Genomic DNA, 16,987 nt, shown 5'->3' with positions numbered 1-16,987 from the left:
AAGATTTACGACAGAGAATTATGAAACTGGATAAGTTTCTGGAGCATCCGCCGATCGTGGCTGATACGGTGATGGGATCGCGAAAAGATCTGACGATCGGTCCGATCAAAGTGACGGGCATCCCAGATCCGATATATGTCAGAAAGCAGACAGCACGCGAGCGTTATAGAAAAATGCTGGAGCTGAAAGAGGCTGAGCTTCTGGAACTCACCACGCAGGCGGAAGAGTACATAGATAGCATAGAGAAATCAGAATTGAGGATCATGTTCCGGTTGTATTTTATCGACGGCTTGAGTGACGCGAAAGTGGCTGACCGGATGAACCGGATGTTTCCGAAGCGTAAGAAGAAGTATACGGATGAGAATGTGAAGAAACGGAGGCAGAGATATTTTGAGAAAATTGAAAATGTCCCCCCTTGTCCCGATGAAACATGATAATATGTAGTCTGAAGTTTAAGGTAAATTGCTGGTGACTTAGAACACTGAAAATAAAAAACAAAAAGGATCGGGTAGCTAATCCGATCCTTTTGCCTCTTGTTTTACTTGAATGTTTTCAGCACAAAATATGCGAGTATCATGCATACGTATCCAAAAGTGGTTGGATCGCATTCTACTAACAGTTTATGTACATGCTTAAAGAAAATTAAGCCAAACAAACTTAGTAGGAACAAGATGAAATCCACATTCGCCATCGTCTCAAATAATGTGTTCACGTCTTCTTTCTCCTTTGCTTTTATTAAAGGACTTACATCGCAACTAAGCGAACGCCCTGGAAAGAAAACATGATTATTGAAACGACAGTATAATATGGCGAGAGAAAGAAGGTATTTTGAGACGATGGCTTTTACCGTAAGTTATTAACTGATAAGATCATTAAGTAGTTTGCCATTTGTTTTCCTCCTCTGCGTGAATAGTATCTCTCGGATAGTATTAAACTATCATATTTATGATAAATCATTTTGAAAATAAAATCAATGTGTAAAATAATGGAAATATTATGAGAGTCACCCTGCGTGGCTCTTTTCTTATGTTCAAAAACAAACGAATGAGAGGTGGTGGTGCATGCCTAGAGCAAGAAATCCGAATCGCGATAAAGCTTATCAAATTTACAAGGAACACGGCGGAGCTATTACAAACAGAGACATTGCGGCACTTTTAAACGAGGATGAGAAAGTTGTTGCTGTTTGGAAGAGCCGTGATAAATGGAATGTTGTACAACAATCAAAAGAAAGTTGTACAACAAAAAATAAAAAAGAAAAAATAAAAAGTAAATCTGCGATGTTACCAGAGGTTGAATCGGTAATTCAAAACCCCGATTTGTCTGATAAACAAAGGCTTTTTTGCTTGTACTATGTGCGATGCTTTAATGCGACCAAAGCGTATCGAAAGGCATATGGATGCGCATATTCTACGGCTGCTGTTGAAGGGTTTAACACCCTAAGAAACCCTAAGATTCAAAATGAAATTCAAGCTCTAAAACAATCCCGCCTTAATCGCGAATTTCTGGATGAGCATGACATCTTCCAGAAGTACATGGACATCGCCTTCGCTGACATTACTGACTATGTCGAATTCGGCAGGGAAAAGGTGCAGGTGATGGGCGCGTTCGGACCGGTTGAGGTGAAGAACCCAGAGACAGGAAAGAAAGAACCTCTGATAAAAGAGGTGAATACTGTGCGCTTCCGAGAGTCTGGCGAGGTAGATGGAACTCTTATCTCTGAGGTGAAGCAAGGGAAAGACGGCGCCAGCATCAAATTACTCGACCGGATGAAGGCTCTTGACTGGTTGGCGGAGCACATGGATCTTGCCAGCGAAGAGCAGAAGGCTCGTATTGCACAGATCAAGGCGCAGACAGAGAAACTCAAAGGTTCTGACAGTAGCACAGAGCTGGAGCGTCTGGATGAAGTACTTAAAGAGATCAAGGGAGTTGTGTAATGCCATTTTCTGAGAAACAGCAAGAGTTTTTCCAAAATGCAAATCACCGGTGGAATGTCAAGGTGGGAGCTACACGATCTGGAAAGACTTACATGGATTATTATGTGATTCCAAAGAGAATCCGGGCGAGAATCGGCAAGGAAGGACTGGCGGCGATTTTGGGAGTGTCGAAGGGCACGATCCAGCGAAATATTATTGAACCGTTGCAACGCATTTGGGGAACAAGCCTTGTCGGCGACATCAATTCTCAGAACATTTGTCCGATGTTCGGCGAGGATGTTTATTGTCTGGGAGCTGAAAAAGTCAGTCAGGTGTCAAAGATCCGAGGTGCGTCTCTGAAGTACTGTTATGGCGATGAGGTTGCGGACTGGAATCAGGATGTGTTCAACATGCTCAAATCTCGTCTGGATAAGCCGTACTCTTGCTTTGATGGGGCATGCAACCCAGACGCTCCGCAACACTGGTTTAAGAAATTTCTGGATTCCGATGCGGATATCTACTGTCAGAAATATGAAATTTTTGATAATCCATTTCTGAGTCCGGAATTTGTGGATGAGCTTTGTAAGGAATACAGAGGCACAGTTCTGTATGATCGATATATTCGCGGTCTGTGGGTGGCAGCGGAAGGATCTGTGTACAAGCTCATGTGTGACGCGGTATCAAGCGGGGGAGTCAACCCATTTGCGATCCACGAGAATCCGAGAAGCCTTATGCAGATCAATATCGGCGTGGATTTCGGTGGATCTGGATCAGGTCATGCATTCGTGGCTACGGCGTACTCGAGGGCTTATCATACGATCACAGTACTCGCCAGCGAGCGCCACATAAGCAAGAATGGCAGTATTGATCCAGACAAACTCGGAGATCTGTTTGTAGATTTCTGCCTGAAAATTATAAATCTATATGGATTTATTACCGTAGTTTACTGTGATAACGCCGAACAGACGCTGATCGCCGGAATGAGGACGGCGGTGAGAAAGGCAGGACTCGGATGGATCAGGATTGAGAATGCACTCAAGACAACAATTAACGACCGGATACGATTTACACAGCGGATGCTCAGCCAGCACCGCTTTTTCTATGTAAAAGATCAGTGCCAGAGCCTTGAGGATGCAATGACGACGGCACTGTGGGATGAGAAAAAGAGTCTCGTGGAGGATGTGCGACTGGATGACGGAACCAGTGATATTGATACACTGGATGCATTTGAGTACACGTTTGAGAGAGACATCAGCCGGTTCATTCGGTATGAGTAGGAGGTGATGATAATGAAATTTTCAAAAATGCTGACGGCAATTACAGAAATTCTAAACCAGAACGCAAGCACGGAAGTTGATGTCTGTATGACTTCTGAGATGGCACGGCGGATTGAATTATGGACAGCAATGTATGAAAATCGTGCGCCGTGGGCGGATCAGAAAATCGTGAAGAGTGCTCAGTTGCCGGCAACCATCGCCTCTGAGATTGCTCGACTGGTGACACTGGAAATGAAGTCGGAGATTACTGGGAGCGTATCGGCGGAGTATTTGAATAAGCAGTATCAGGAAAAAGTACTGTCAGGGCTACGGCGATATGTAGAGTATGGCTGTGCGAAGGGCGGTCTGATCTTAAAGCCCTATGTAACAAAAAACGGTTTAACGATTCAGTACGTTCAGGCAGACAGCTTTTTCCCACTGGCATTTGACGATTCTGGTCGGATTCAGCAGTGCGCGTTTGTAGAGCAGTTTCGGAAGGGCAAGAAGATTTACACACGCTTAGAAGTGCACGAGTTGCAGGGCGAGCACATTCGGATCACGAACCGGGCATTTGTTGCAACAAATGATTACAACCTTGGCAGTGAGATCAGCATGAAAGCAGTGGAGCGATGGTCGGAGTTGGGGCCTGAAGCGGTACTCGCTGGAGCAGATCGGTTACTGTTTGGCTACTTTCGTGTTCCGCTTGCGAATGCAGATGATACAGATAGCCCGTTGGGCGTGTCTGTGTATTCCAGAGCGCCGGAGCTGATCGAGGAAGCAGATCGAAGGTATTCCAATATCTGTTGGGAGTATGATGGCACTCAGTTGGCGATTCATATTGCGACATCGCTGTTGAAGTACAATCGCGACATGGACAAGTTCGATTATCCGGGAGGAAAAGACAGGCTGTACCGTAATGTGGAGTATAACTCTGGTGCAACCGATAAGCCGTTCATAGAAGTGTTTTCCCCGGAGATTCGAGATACTGCATTGTTTAATGGATTTAACAATCAGTTGAAGCTCGTTGAGTTTGCGTGTTGTTTGGCATACGGTACGCTGTCTGATCCGCAGAACGTGGACAAGACAGCAACGGAGATCAAGACCAGCAAGCAGAGATCATACACCTTTGTGTCGGACACACAGCAAGCGTTGCAGAAAGCGCTCGAGGATCTGGTCTATGCCATGAACTTTTGGTCGGTGCTGTACGGACTCATTCCGCCGGCGGATTATCAGGTGTCGTTTGACTGGGATGACAGCATTATTGTGGATGCTGAGGCAGAGCGTCAGACGGATCGCGCGGATGTTGCTATGGGCGTGATGAGTCTGGCAGAGTATCGGAGTAAGTGGTATGGCGAAACACTGGAAGAGGCACAGAAGAATCTTCCGGAACCTGCTGATGTAGAGGAGTGATCTGAGTGACCCCAGAAGAGCTTGAGAAGTTACCGAAACCCTTGGAACGAACTATGACAGCGCTGGAAAATGATGTCATGTCTGAGATTATAGGAAGAATCAAGGAAGTCGCGCAGATCACACCGGTGACGGACTGGCTATTGAATCGACTCAGCATCATCGGAGCCAGCAAGAGCCGAATCAAAAAGATCATGAAAGAGGCGCTTGAAAATGCAGATATGCAGGTGGATGAAATTTATGATCAGGCGGTGAAGTCAGACTACATTCGGACGAAGGCAATTTACGAGGATGCTGGCAAGGACTATGTTCGTTACGAGGACAATCATTTTCTTCAGCAGATCGTTGACGCGGTGCGTCGCCAGACAAAGGATAGCTTACGAAAGTACGAGAACATCACTCAGACAACGGGCTTTAATATTTACATGGCGGGAAAACGAGTGTTTACTCCCCTATCGGAATATTTGGAGCGGAGTCTGGACAAGGCAATGATGGCGATCGCAACCGGAATGAAAACATATAGTCAGGCGATTGGCGATGTAATTGACGAAATGACATCAAGTGGTATCCGGGTTGTTGATTATGCCTCTGGGAAATCGGATCGCATCGAAGTGGTTGCTCGAAGGGCGGTTATGACCGGCGTGGCACAGATGACGGACAAGGTCAACGAGAAGAATGCCGAAGAGCTTCAGACGGATTACTGGGAAGTGGATTGGCACATGGGAGCAAGAAATACCGGAACCGGGTACATGAATCATCAGTCATGGCAGGGCAAGGTGTATTCTTCTGAAGAGATGCGAACGGTCTGCGGATTGGGAGAGATGCTTGGTTTTGCCGGCATCAACTGCTATCATATTCGTTTTCCGTTTATTCCCGGCATTTCTAAGCGCAAATACACAGATGAGTGGCTTGCAGAGCAAAATCGAAAAGAAAATGAGAAAAAGATTTTTCGAGGGAAAGAGTACGATACCTATGGAGCGTTACAGTACCAAAGAAAGTTGGAGCGCATAATCCGAAAGCAAAAACAGGACATTGAACTCCTTCAGAAAGGCGGTGCGGATAAAGAAGATCTGACGGCAGCGCGGTGCAGGAAGCGACTGACAGAGAAAACCTACACGGAGTTTTCGGCAGTAATGGGACTGCGACAGCAGAGGGAACGGCTGAAGATAGGGAAAGTGATTGAAAATGAAAAGAGGACTGATATAATAAAAGTACAACAAGAAAAGATTAGTTATCAAGGAATTCCGAAAACATGGAAAAAGCTCGGAAAGGATAAAGATCCTTTAAAAGGTGTAAATCCGTACTATCGTTCAGGAGATCCTGCTTATAAAGAAAATTGTCCCAATTGCGTAGTTGCCTATGAGATGAGAAAACGAGAACATGATGTAATGGCAAAAACCATGGGAAAAAATCATTATTTAAATTATCATCCAGAAGAGGCATGGAAAGAGCCAGATATTCACCAGACAAAGGCGAGCGGATTGCAGGAGATTTTGGATGCGTTTAAAGAATGGCCAGAAGGAGCAAGAGCGGAGATTGCTGTTCAGTGGAAAAGAAGTGGCGCTCATGTATTTGTGGGTGAAAAGATTGAAAATGAAGTCCATTTTCTTGATGTGCAGAGTGGTACAGAGTATTCAGATTCCATTTTCAATATTGTAAAAGAAGGAGAAACGCGTTTTTGGAGAATTGATAAACTTGAACCATCTGATAGAGGAATTACAGCTTGTGAGGTGAGCAAATGACGTTTGAATTGGCTTGTAAGAAAGCAATAGAAATTCTGGCAGATAGATATGAGTTTACAGAATTAGAGAGCGCTTTTGATGTTGGTGATAAATGGTTGTTTTATGGCACCAACAAAGAACATAGGGTTTTCTACGGTTCTCACGGAATAACGATAAATAAAGGAGACGGGGGAGTAAATCTTTTTTGTCTTCCGGATGAAAAGAATTTAAAAATTTTGGAAGAAGCAGTAGAAATTGAAATTCCGAAAGAATATAAATCATAATTATGCCACCGGTTAAAAGCTGGTGGTATTTTTATACCCATTTTTCAGAAAGAGAGGAATAAGAACATGATTATTACAGGAATGGCGCATTTCCAGAGTGTGTGCAAGAAGAAACTGGTTGAGTGGTACAATGCTCAGAACGAGAATGAGAAAATTGATCTGAGCAACGTCTTTGTTGTGTGGAGTTGCAAGACTTTGCAGAATTACAAGTGCCTTGTTTCTACCACAGTTTCGGGTGACGGGATCTATGCAGAGTATACCTACAACGGTAACAAACAGGAGCTGTATGAAGACATCTATCGCAAGGTGAAAAATACTTGCCATGTGGAGGAATAAACAATGAAAAAAGCAATGTTATCACAGCCGATGGCGGGCAAAACAGATGAGGAGATTATTGCAACCAGAGAACGCGCGATCAAGACGCTTGAAGCGCGGGGATATGAGATCGTGAACACGCTCTTCACAGACGAGTGGTACAGCAATGAAAACATGGAGAAAAGAGGCGTTGTTCAGATTCCGCTTTGCTTCTTGGCAAAGAGTCTGGAAAATATGTCTCTGTGCCACGCAGTGTACTTCTGCAAGGGTTGGGAGCAGGCGCGTGGCTGCAAGATTGAGCATGATGCAGCGGTGGCATATGGACTTGAGATTATCTGTGAAGAATAGGGAGTGACGAAGCGATGGACGTACTGACTTGGTTGCATCAACATTTCTGTCACCATAATAGCCGGAAGCATTGGAGCAGGGTCTCCGGTCCCTACGGCGGTTATGTACAGCGTTGTACGAAGTGCGGGAAAATCGCACCTCGGTAGCCATAGCTTAGCAATAGAATAGTTATAGGATAGTCATAGGCACGCAGAGATGCGTGTTATTTTTATGCAAATTTTGTCCGGAATGACGTAAAACTATCGACGCATGGGATGCAACCCCGTAAAAAGCGTAGTGAAAGGAGCAAACAATATGAAAAGAAAATTTCTGGAAGACATGGGACTGACAAAAGATCAGGTCGACAGCATTATGAGTGAGAATGGCAAAGACATTGAAGCCATGAAGTCGGAACGCGACAGTTACAAGTCTCAGCTGGATACGGCACAGGCGACCCTGAAAGGGTTTGAAGGTGTGAATGTTCAGGAGCTGAGAGGAGAGATCGCCAAACTCACGGCGGATATGGCGACCAAAGACGCAGAGCATCAGAAGCAGATTGCTGATCGTGATTTCAATGATCTGTTAAAGGAGACTGCGTCCGCTTTTAAGCCGAGAGATCTGAAGGCGGTTATGCCGTTTCTGGATGTAGAGAAGCTGAAAGCCAGCAAGAATCAGGCGGAGGATATTAAGACGGCGCTGGAATCAGTGAAGAAAGATAACGCTTATCTGTTTCAGGATGTCAGTATTCCCAGAGTGGTTTCTCACACTTCTGGATCGGGTGGAGAAAGAACAGAAGATACAAAGTCAAGAGCAAATGAAGCACTGAGAAGTCTCTTAGGTAGAGAATAAGGAGGTATTTTATGGCAACAAATATTGTGAGCAGAGCGGATGCCGAGGCGATTATCCGCCAGCAGATTGTAGAAAATGTTTTTCAGGACGCGCCGAAGAAGTCTGTGTTTATGAGTTTGGCAAAGAAACTGCCAAACATGACCAGCAATCAGACCAGAATTCGAGTGCTGGATTTCCTGCCGACTGCTTTTTGGGTAGATGGTGATACCGGAATGAAGCAGACCAGCCGTCAGGCATGGGACAATGTTTATCTGGATGCAGGAGAGCTGGCAGTTATTGTGCCGATTTCGGAGGCGGTACTGGCAGATGCGGAGTTTGATATTTTTGGTGAGGTAACACCGAGAGTCATGGAGGCTATTGGTCAGAAAGTCGATTCCGCGGTTATTTTTGGAGTAGACAGACCGAGAGTATGGCAGAACGATATTATTACCCTTGCGCGTCAGGCAGGCAATAATGTTTCACCGGGTTCAAAACCGGATTATTATGATCTGCTTCTGGGCGAGGGTGGTGTAATCTCCAAAGTAGAGGAAGATGGATACATGGCAACCGGTGCGCTGGCTTCTACGAGAATGAGAGCGAAGCTGAGAGGCATTCGGGCAACAGATGGTACACCGATCTTTAAGAGTGATATGCAGGGGTCTACCAATTATGCGCTGGATGGTGCACCGATGTACTTCCCGCAGAATGGTGCGTATGATAACAGCATTGCTCAACTCGTTGTGGGCGATTTTAAACAGGCAGTATATTCAATCCGACAGGATATCACAGTAAAAATTCTGGATCAGGGTGTTATTCAGGACCCGGCTACCAAAGAAATCATTTACAATCTGGCACAGCAGGATATGGTGGCACTGCGTGTTGTATTCCGTATGGGTTGGGCGCTTCCGAATCCGGCAACCAGAATGGATGAAGATCGTGTGGGATGCTCGTTTGCATATCTGGAACCGGCAACTCCGGTTACGACTCAGGCTGTTACCTTTACAGTAAAGGATAACCAGAGCGAGGCAAAGCCGGTTGAGGGTGCGATTGTAGATGTAAATGGTTCCAGAATCAAGACGAATGCGTCCGGTGTGGCGGTATTCAATCTGAGACCGGGTACATATCCGGCAAGAATCAAAAAGAATGGATATGGTCAGATCACGGAGACTGTAACGGTAGTTTCATCTGCGGTAGCGAAGGCGATTACCCTGATCTCGAACACCTGATAAGGAGGCGCTGTGCTGATGATCTATGCTGACGAAGAATTTTATAAAAACAGATACCTTCTGGGACGGAAGCCGGTCATCAGCGCGGGCTTCCTTTTTTATGCCAGACAGGCGAGCCAGATGATAGACAGCTACACATTTGGAAGACTTGCAAAAGCGAAGGAAGTCCCGGAAGAGGTGCAGTTATGTTGCTGTGAACTGGCAGAGACGATGTATCAGGGGGAGAAAATCGAAAAGGATTCCTCTGGAAAGACATCGGAAAAGAACGGAACATATTCTGTTTCTTATGGCTCTGCGCAGGAAATGAGAGATACTGTTCGGAAGCGGGAACGGCAGATCGTAATGAAGTGGCTGGAACATACGGGGCTGTGCTATCAGGGGGTGAATTGATGTTCACGAATGCAGATGTAACACTGTACCTGTACCGGAAATCAGGAAGGAATGTCAGTTATCTTCGCAAACCCATCGAGGCTGTTTACTGGGAGGACGTGCGTCAGAGCACGTTTTTGAAGACCGGGCAGAAGGATGCGGTATCTGTGTTGTTGGTGATCCCGTTGGAAAGTCTTACAGAGCTGATTGCATTTTCTCAGGGAAAAGATCTGGTTGTGAAAGGAATTATTGAGGACGAGATTGACAGTAGCAGTCAGGAAATGCTTTCAAGGTCGCTGACGGCAATGAAAGAAAAATACCATTATTTGACCGTGACCACTGTGGATGAGCGTCTGTATGGCAGTGAATCTGTTCAGCACTACGAATTGTCGTGCAAGTAGGAGGTGTTGCGATGAAGCTGGAAATGGAGAGGAAATCTGTGGGAGAAATATTGCAGAATCATGGTCTTCAGGAAGGCGGAGCAGTGCAGAAACTGATAGACAGTGAGTGTATGCGGTATATGAGTGATTACATGCCACGTCGGCAGGCGGGTGAATTGGAACACAAGATGGTAATGGCTACGGTGATCGGATCGGGAGAGATTGATACACCGGGACCTTATGCTCACTATCTGTATGAAGGCATCCTCTATGTGTCTCCAACAACCGGAAGTGCTTGGGCGAAGAAAAACGAGATCAAAGTACCGACCGGAAAAGAACTGACTTATGCAGGCGCTCCGATGCGCGGAAAGAAGTGGCTTGAGCGTATGAAGAGCGATCATAAAGAGGATATTCTGCAATCAGCACGAGATTTAATAAACAGGATGGGATGAAATGACAATTATTGATTATGTGAGAAATAAATTGACCGAGTATCCCAAGATTTCAGAGTTTTTGTCCGGCGAAGATATTCACATTGACTTCACGGAGCCGGAGCCTGTAAATTATGGACTTTCAAGCATGGGAGATACGCTTCTGAAGGAAGATATTCGGGGCAGGCAGACGCGACAGCATAATTTTGTTCTATATGCAGTAGGACAGTCGTTTACGGATTACAATCGCTTGGCAAACAGCAATTTTCTGCTGGAATTATCGTACTGGTTGGAGAATCTGCCGGAAGAAGATGGAATGGATGTAATCGTTGGAGAAAAAAGATTCTCAGGAAGGTTTCTGTCTGCAAAAACAGCGAATGCAATGAGCATGGGTTTGATGGGCGAGACCATAGACAGCGGAGTTATGTATCAGCTTCAGATATATGCTTGCTACAAATTAGAAAGAGAGGTAAAGACGAATGAAGAAATTAAAACGTCAACTGATGGCACACATGATTGATGCGGCACTGCCGTCCGAGTCTTCTACGGATTATGTGTGGCTGGGAGATGATCTTGAAGAGTTCAACGTGGAGATGAACGGAAACATCGAGACAAAGAACAACATCAAGGGAAAGACAAGCGTAACACTGGACAGCTATCAGCCACAGGCAAGTGCGGAGCCGTATTACGCAGTTGAGGGAGATCATTTGTTTGAGCGCCTTCAGGGGATTATCGATGGTCGCCTGACGCTGGATGATCTTAACACCACGGTGGTGGAGGTACATCTCTGGGAGCCAGAGGACGGATCTTATGTTGCATATCAGGAGAGCGCAATCATTGAGGTTTCTAGTTACGGTGGTGATCATACCGGTTATCAGATCCCGTTCAATGTGCATTACACCGGCAACCGCGTGAAAGGAAAATTTAGCTTGGATAGCATGACCTTTACGCAGACAGCATAAGGAGAAAAGAATATGGCAAAAATGGGAAATCTGTCTTTTGATGATGGATACAAGAGCTTTACCGTGAATGGAGATCCAAATCGTGTGATCAGATTCAATCCGGCAGATCCGGAGATTATCAACCGTCTTCTGGCATTGAACAAGAAATTTGAAAATTATCAGCCCCCAGAGGGGCTTGAGTTGAATCTGGATGGAACACCGAAGAACGATATGGAGCGAGAAGGCGCATATGTTGCGGAGTTTTCTGAAGCGATGCGTCAGGCTTTTAATGACACGTTTAACAGTGACATCTATGACATCATTTTTGATGGTCAGTCTCCGCTTTGTATGCCGGGAGGAGAATACCTTTTCATTACAGTGCTGGGGAAACTGATCGAACTGATGGAGCCGGAAATGAAGGTATACCGGGAAAAGAATCAGAAGAGAATGAAGAAGTATCTTGGTGATGTGAAATGATCGGGGAGCTTCCGAAAAGTCTGACGGTGGGAGGTGTGGAGTATCCGATCGAGACAGATTTTCGGAATATTTTGGTTTTCTTTTCTGCTTGCAATGATCCGGAACTGGGACCAGCGCAAAAGATGGAAATCCTTTTAAGACGGCTGTATCGTGATGGATACGATAAGATTCCTCAAGAAAACTTAGAGGAAGCGATGGAGCAGGCAAAATGGTTCGTTGACTGTGGTCGCGAACAGGATGAGAGAAGACCGCCAAGGAAGTTGATGGACTGGGAACAGGATGAGGCAATCGTGTTCCCAGCAATCAATAAAGTGGCAAGCTGTGAAACTCGATCAGTTCCATATATCCACTGGTGGACATTTGCCGGGTACTTTATGGAGATTCAGGAGGGAACCTTTTCCACTGTTCTTGGGATTCGACAGAAAAAATCTCAGGGAAAACGGCTGGATAAATGGGAGATGGAATTTTATCGGAATAACAAGAAGGTCTGTGATCTGAAGAAACGATATACAGAGGAAGAGCAAGAAGAAATTGATGAGTGGAAGCGATTGCTGAGAAAGACGCGATAGAGCGTCTTATTTTATTTCCGGAATCGAGGTGATGATATGGCAGATGGAAGTCTGAAGTTTGACACAAAAATAGACATGCAAGCGTTTGATAAGAGTATTTCTACGCTGGACCGGGCATTTGATAAGTTTTCGCAGGCTGTGGATCGGCTGAACAGCAAAATTCTGACTGCTTTTGGAAATGCAGATGTCTCAGCCGAAACCGCGGCGAAAAGTGTATCAGATATCGGTTCGGAAGCACAGCGGTCAGAGCGACAGGTCGAACGTTTGGCTGAGCAGATGAATCGCACATCACACTCCTCATCAGTTTCTCAAGTGCCTCAGATGGAAGTAGATTCTGGTGCGACAGAGAAGTCTTCGAGGATGGCATCGCTGGAAAATCAGATCGCCAAGACAGAAGAGAAGATCCGAAGACTTTCCGAGGAAATGAATGCACTGGGAGAAAGCAAGATCCCGACAGAAGATTATAAAGAGCTTTCTTCTCTTGTGGAAAAAACACAGCTTAAATTGGATGGCTTGCTGGAACGGCAAGAAAAGATGGAAGATCAGGGAGTGTGCCAGAATTCTTCTCGTTGGAAAAGTTTGCAGTATGACATCGATGAAACCGGAAGGCGCTTGGAGATCTACAAAGGAGAGTTGCAGGAAGTTATTTCCAAAGAGCAGGCATTTACTTCCGGAAGGGATAGTTCTGCTTATGCGGAAAAAGCAACAGCGCTCGAACGTTTGAACGGTGATTTGTCGGTTCAAAAACAGCGTTTGGCGGAATTGGTAGCGAAGCAAAATTCACTGGCACAAAAGGAAACAGAGGCATCGCAGAATGCCGAAAATCTTAAAGTGATTGCAAGCTCGGCTCGAGTAGACAATCAGGAAATTGCGAATCTGGTTCGCCGTATGGAGGAGCTGAAGAATCGCCAGAAAGAGTTGCAATCTGCCGGTGTAGGACTGGGATTTCAGGAATACGATCAGAATGCGACGGAAATCGCAAGAGGAACGCAGAGATTAAGCGAATATCAGAGGCGACTTGAAGAAGCCGGGACAAAGAGTGGTTTCTTTGCCAATATTTCCAAAACAGCATTTGCAAAAGCGTCTTCTGCGGTTTCAGGATTGACGAAAAAGATTGGCTCAGAGCTGATTGGCAAGGCAAATCAGGCAGTGACAAATCTGAAAAGGATTGGAAAGGCATCCAACATAGCGGGAAACGGGATTTTCAAACTCTCAAATATGTTTAAGATGATGCTGATCCGAATGGCAATGAAGTCGGCGGTTCAGGGTGTTGTAGATGGAATGAAGAATCTGGTGCAGTATTCTTCAGAAACAAATCAATCCATTTCAAGTCTGATGTCTTCCATGACCTACCTAAAAAACAGTTTTGCAGCTGCATTTGCGCCGATCCTGTCATTCGTAGCACCGGCGTTGAATTTTCTCATCAATTTGCTGGCGACAGCGGTGGGATACATCAATCAGTTTTTTTCGGCACTTGGAGGAAGTAGCACATTTGTTCGAGCAAAGCGAGCGAATGAAGATTATGCCAAGAGCCTGAAGAAGACCGGCGGAGCAGCATCAAAGGCGGGAAAAGATGCCAAGAAAGCACTGGCGCCGTTCGATGATCTGATCCAGATTGAAAATAAGAGCAAAGACAACAGTGGTAGCGGTTCGGGCAGTGGAAGCGCTGATCCCTCGCAGATGTTTGAAACGGTCGCGATTGATAAGAAGATCAGTGATTTTGCAAAACAGCTCAAGGATATGTTTGATGCCGGCGACTGGGCGGGTATCGGAAAATTGATTGGTGAGAAGATCAATGATGCCGTTCAACGATTTACGGATTTCATAAGCTGGGATCGTGTTGGGGCAAAAATCACTGCGTTTGTCACGGCGTTTACGACAATGTTCAATAGTTTGGTGGCGACAATCGACTGGTATGCGATCGGAGTCATGATGGGAACCGGAATCAATACGCTGGCTCATACTTTATATCTGCTTTTGACACAGATCGACTGGGAAGCACTCGGAGGAGCGCTTGCATTTGGTCTGAATGGTATGGTGGATACAGTTGACTGGGATTTGTTTGGACGAGTAATCGGTGCATATTTGCAGGCGCAGATAGCCGGATTGTATGGTTTTGTATCGAATGCAAACTGGTCTTCCATCGGCAAGGCGCTTGGGGATGGACTAAACGGAACGATAAGTGAGATTAACTGGGAAATGCTTGGTCTTGCTGTTGCTCTGGGAGTGAGTGGTCTCTTTGACATCGTAAACAATTTTGCTCTTACCTATGACTGGACTGGCTTCGGGGATTCTGTTGCTTTAGGCATAAGCACATTGCTCGAGAATTTTGACTGGTCCGGAGCAGGAAGTGCGATGAGCAATTTTGTTCTTGGAATCTTGGATTTCCTGATTACCGTGGTTCAGCAGACGGACTGGGGTGCTTTTGTTCAGGGAATTGTGGATTGCATAGAAGCTGTGGATTGGATCGGACTGGCAGGAAAGATTTTTACGCTGTTTTATAGCGCGCTCGGTTTGGCTTTTGGTGCGCTTGCTCGACTTGTTGGCACGCTGATCGCAGACGGTGTGATGTCTGCGAAAGAATATTTCGAGGGCAAAATTGAAGAGAGTGGAGGAAATGTGGCAGCCGGAATCCTAAAAGGCATTACAGATGCATGGAAAGGAATTAAGACATGGGTTTATAACAACATTTTTGAACCATTCTTTACAGGAATCGCTTCTGCATTTGGAATTAATGGACACTCATCCAGCAAAATGGAGGAGATGGGACCGTATTTATGGGAAGGCTTCGGCAATGGAATCAAACAGTTCTTTTCAAATCCGGTTTCGTTCATTAAAGCTAATATTACAGATCCGTTTGTGAATGGCATAAAGAGTCTTCTGGGAATTCACAGCCCTTCAACAGTTATGAAAGAGATCGGTGGATATACGGTGAGCGGTTTCAATCAGGGTGTTGAGAGTGGTCAGGAATCAACAAAAGTAGGTATTCGACAGTGGGCGCAGAATATCACAAGTTCCTTTGCTCAAAAGCTGGGAATCAGTGGCGGAAATTCTGCGGAAGCGCAGACGTGGGCGAACAGTACCATAACTGGATACAACAATGCCATCAATAGCAATTACACGAAGTCAAAGGCATCGATGGAAACGTGGGCGGAAAATGATAGAAAATGGTTTGTTGGAGCAGGTAGTGATAAGGGTGTAAATCCGGAAGCATGGAAAAAGTTTGCTACGGATATTATCACGGGTTTTGCGAATGAGATTTCTTCCAAACACAGCGATACACAGGAGCCGGTGGAAACATGGGCAGAGAATGACAGAAAGTGGTTTCTTGGAGAAGGAACCGAAAAAGGTGTAAATGCAGAAAGCTGGACAAAATTCGCAGAGACAATCATCACTGCTTTTAAAGAAAAAATTTCTGGAAGCCATGAAGAGACGAAGGACCCTATGGAGCAGTGGGCGAACGATATTCGCGCATGGTTCTGGGGAGATACGGATCAGAATGGAACTGGCGGTTTGTATGATGCGTTTTACAAGATGGCGAAGCGCATCAATGAAGGATTTGCGGAAGGAATTCATAAGTTTTCTCATTTGGCAAAGGAAGCAATAAAAACATGGGCATCAGATGTCATGGGTGAGGCAGAAGAAGAATTTGGCATTCATTCACCGTCCAGAGAATTTTACAAGATCGCAGAGTACGTTGTAAAAGGATTTAACAATGGAATTTCTGAAATGACAAGAAGCTCTCGGAGCGTTGCGCAAACATGGCTTGATGGTGTGATGGATGTGTTTGATGATGCCAAGATCGAGCTTCCGGCAGAGATTATGCTTCCGAATGCAGAATCTTATCTGCCACACATGTCGAGCGGTGTGGTTATCCCTCCGAGGGCAGGAATTGCATCCGTAGACATGAGAAGCACAGGATCAGAAGATGAGCATGATGAGATTTTGAGTTATCTGATTGCAAAGATTGATGAGCTGATTGCGCAGGTTCAGAATACCGGAAACCGACCGATACAGATTGTAATGAATTTGAGCGGAAATCTGGCATCACTGGCGAGAGTTTTGAAACCGGAATTGGACAAAGAAGCTACGAGACGAGGTGTGAGTCTCGTTGTAGTTGGAAGTGGAGGATGATATGGATCAGGAGCAGGTGTTTTTGCTAGATGGAAAAGCCTATAACGTACAGGTTGAGGCAGATTCCTTAGAGCGCAGTTTTAGTGTTACCGATACAGATCAGTCCGGTCGAACTCTGGATTATACAATGGATCGAGATATTATTGGTACATTTTACAATTATACGATGAAGATCTATCCTGAGCCTACTGACTTGGCATCTTACGATGCTTTTTATGATGCAATTTCAGATCCGCAGTATGACAGCCATGAGATGACATTCCCTTATGGTCAGGAGACATTGACTTTTCGGGCTTATGTGACGCAAGGAAAAGACAAACTCCTGATTCGCAATGGAAAGAATATTTGGGGGTGGAAAGAAGGACTGTCTCTTACATTTACAGCAATGGAACCGCAGAGGAGGCGATAG

19 protein-coding genes are annotated in these 16,987 nt (G+C 45.4%); all 19 read left to right on the top strand.

Translation table 11 applies throughout. The features are described from left to right. The coding region (locus tag AC4EVX_RS10785) for a hypothetical protein (protein WP_490160196.1) at positions 1-434 on the top strand (434 nt) is incomplete at its 5' end. A gap of 627 nt (positions 435-1,061) precedes the next feature. Then, a complete protein-coding gene (locus AC4EVX_RS10780; protein ID WP_177978713.1) occupies positions 1,062-1,934 on the top strand; it encodes a terminase small subunit in 873 nt (290 codons plus the stop codon). A gap of 62 nt (positions 1,935-1,996) precedes the next feature. Next, complete coding sequence (locus tag AC4EVX_RS10775; protein ID WP_490160195.1) at positions 1,997-3,190, top strand: terminase large subunit domain-containing protein; 1,194 nt, start codon at positions 1,997-1,999, stop codon at positions 3,188-3,190. Between the two features lie 12 nt (positions 3,191-3,202). Further along, positions 3,203-4,579 carry a phage portal protein gene (locus AC4EVX_RS10770; RefSeq protein WP_177978709.1) on the top strand — a complete coding sequence of 459 codons (1,377 nt, stop codon included), beginning with the start codon at positions 3,203-3,205 and terminating at the stop codon, positions 4,577-4,579. Between the two features lie 5 nt (positions 4,580-4,584). Continuing rightward, the gene (locus tag AC4EVX_RS10765; protein ID WP_177978706.1) at positions 4,585-6,318 is read left to right on the top strand and encodes a phage minor capsid protein; all 1,734 of its coding nucleotides are present in this window, start codon (positions 4,585-4,587) and stop codon (positions 6,316-6,318) included. After that, the gene (locus tag AC4EVX_RS10760; RefSeq protein WP_177978704.1) at positions 6,315-6,581 is read left to right on the top strand and encodes a hypothetical protein; all 267 of its coding nucleotides are present in this window, start codon (positions 6,315-6,317) and stop codon (positions 6,579-6,581) included. Before AC4EVX_RS10765 ends, AC4EVX_RS10760 begins: the two co-directional genes overlap by 4 nt. Before the next feature lie 66 nt (positions 6,582-6,647). Next, positions 6,648-6,917: a DUF6275 family protein gene (locus AC4EVX_RS10755; RefSeq protein ID WP_177978702.1), complete on the top strand. Its 270-nt coding sequence runs from the start codon at positions 6,648-6,650 to the stop codon at positions 6,915-6,917. 3 nt (positions 6,918-6,920) lie between these two features. Further along, positions 6,921-7,244, top strand: coding sequence for a DUF4406 domain-containing protein (locus AC4EVX_RS10750; protein WP_177978700.1), 324 nt, complete (start codon positions 6,921-6,923; stop codon positions 7,242-7,244). 294 nt (positions 7,245-7,538) lie between these two features. Beyond that, positions 7,539-8,072, top strand: coding sequence for a phage scaffolding protein (locus AC4EVX_RS10745; RefSeq protein WP_177978698.1), 534 nt, complete (start codon positions 7,539-7,541; stop codon positions 8,070-8,072). Between the two features lie 11 nt (positions 8,073-8,083). Continuing rightward, entirely contained in the window at positions 8,084-9,277 is a 1,194-nt protein-coding gene (locus tag AC4EVX_RS10740) for a phage major capsid protein (RefSeq protein ID WP_177978696.1), read from the top strand. 18 nt (positions 9,278-9,295) lie between these two features. Next, entirely contained in the window at positions 9,296-9,667 is a 372-nt protein-coding gene (locus tag AC4EVX_RS10735; protein WP_490160194.1) for a head-tail connector protein, read from the top strand. Then, a complete protein-coding gene (locus AC4EVX_RS10730; RefSeq protein ID WP_490160193.1) occupies positions 9,667-10,047 on the top strand; it encodes a DUF6751 family protein in 381 nt (126 codons plus the stop codon). Before AC4EVX_RS10735 ends, AC4EVX_RS10730 begins: the two co-directional genes overlap by 1 nt. Before the next feature lie 11 nt (positions 10,048-10,058). Next, positions 10,059-10,478 carry a minor capsid protein gene (locus tag AC4EVX_RS10725; RefSeq protein ID WP_177978692.1) on the top strand — a complete coding sequence of 140 codons (420 nt, stop codon included), beginning with the start codon at positions 10,059-10,061 and terminating at the stop codon, positions 10,476-10,478. Position 10,479: 1 nt separating this feature from the next. Then, on the top strand, positions 10,480-10,977 hold the full coding sequence (locus tag AC4EVX_RS10720; protein ID WP_177978690.1) for a hypothetical protein: 498 nt from the start codon (positions 10,480-10,482) through the stop codon (positions 10,975-10,977). Then, positions 10,937-11,419: a hypothetical protein gene (locus tag AC4EVX_RS10715; protein WP_177978688.1), complete on the top strand. Its 483-nt coding sequence runs from the start codon at positions 10,937-10,939 to the stop codon at positions 11,417-11,419. Before AC4EVX_RS10720 ends, AC4EVX_RS10715 begins: the two co-directional genes overlap by 41 nt. 12 nt (positions 11,420-11,431) lie before the next feature. Beyond that, the gene (locus AC4EVX_RS10710; RefSeq protein WP_177978686.1) at positions 11,432-11,875 is read left to right on the top strand and encodes a hypothetical protein; all 444 of its coding nucleotides are present in this window, start codon (positions 11,432-11,434) and stop codon (positions 11,873-11,875) included. Beyond that, positions 11,872-12,444 carry a Gp15 family bacteriophage protein gene (locus tag AC4EVX_RS10705; protein WP_177978684.1) on the top strand — a complete coding sequence of 191 codons (573 nt, stop codon included), beginning with the start codon at positions 11,872-11,874 and terminating at the stop codon, positions 12,442-12,444. The genes AC4EVX_RS10710 and AC4EVX_RS10705 overlap by 4 nt, the downstream gene beginning before the upstream one ends. Before the next feature lie 36 nt (positions 12,445-12,480). Further along, the gene (locus tag AC4EVX_RS10700) at positions 12,481-16,578 is read left to right on the top strand and encodes a hypothetical protein (protein ID WP_490160192.1); all 4,098 of its coding nucleotides are present in this window, start codon (positions 12,481-12,483) and stop codon (positions 16,576-16,578) included. A 1-nt stretch (position 16,579) separates the two neighbouring features. Beyond that, positions 16,580-16,987 (top strand): hypothetical protein, encoded by a 408-nt coding sequence (locus AC4EVX_RS10695; protein WP_177978680.1) that lies wholly within the window; start codon positions 16,580-16,582, stop codon positions 16,985-16,987.

The sequence above is a fragment of the Brotaphodocola sp. genome (assembly GCF_983179755.1).
Note: the sequence above shows the minus strand (reverse complement) of the source record. Positions and strands in the feature narration are given on the sequence as shown.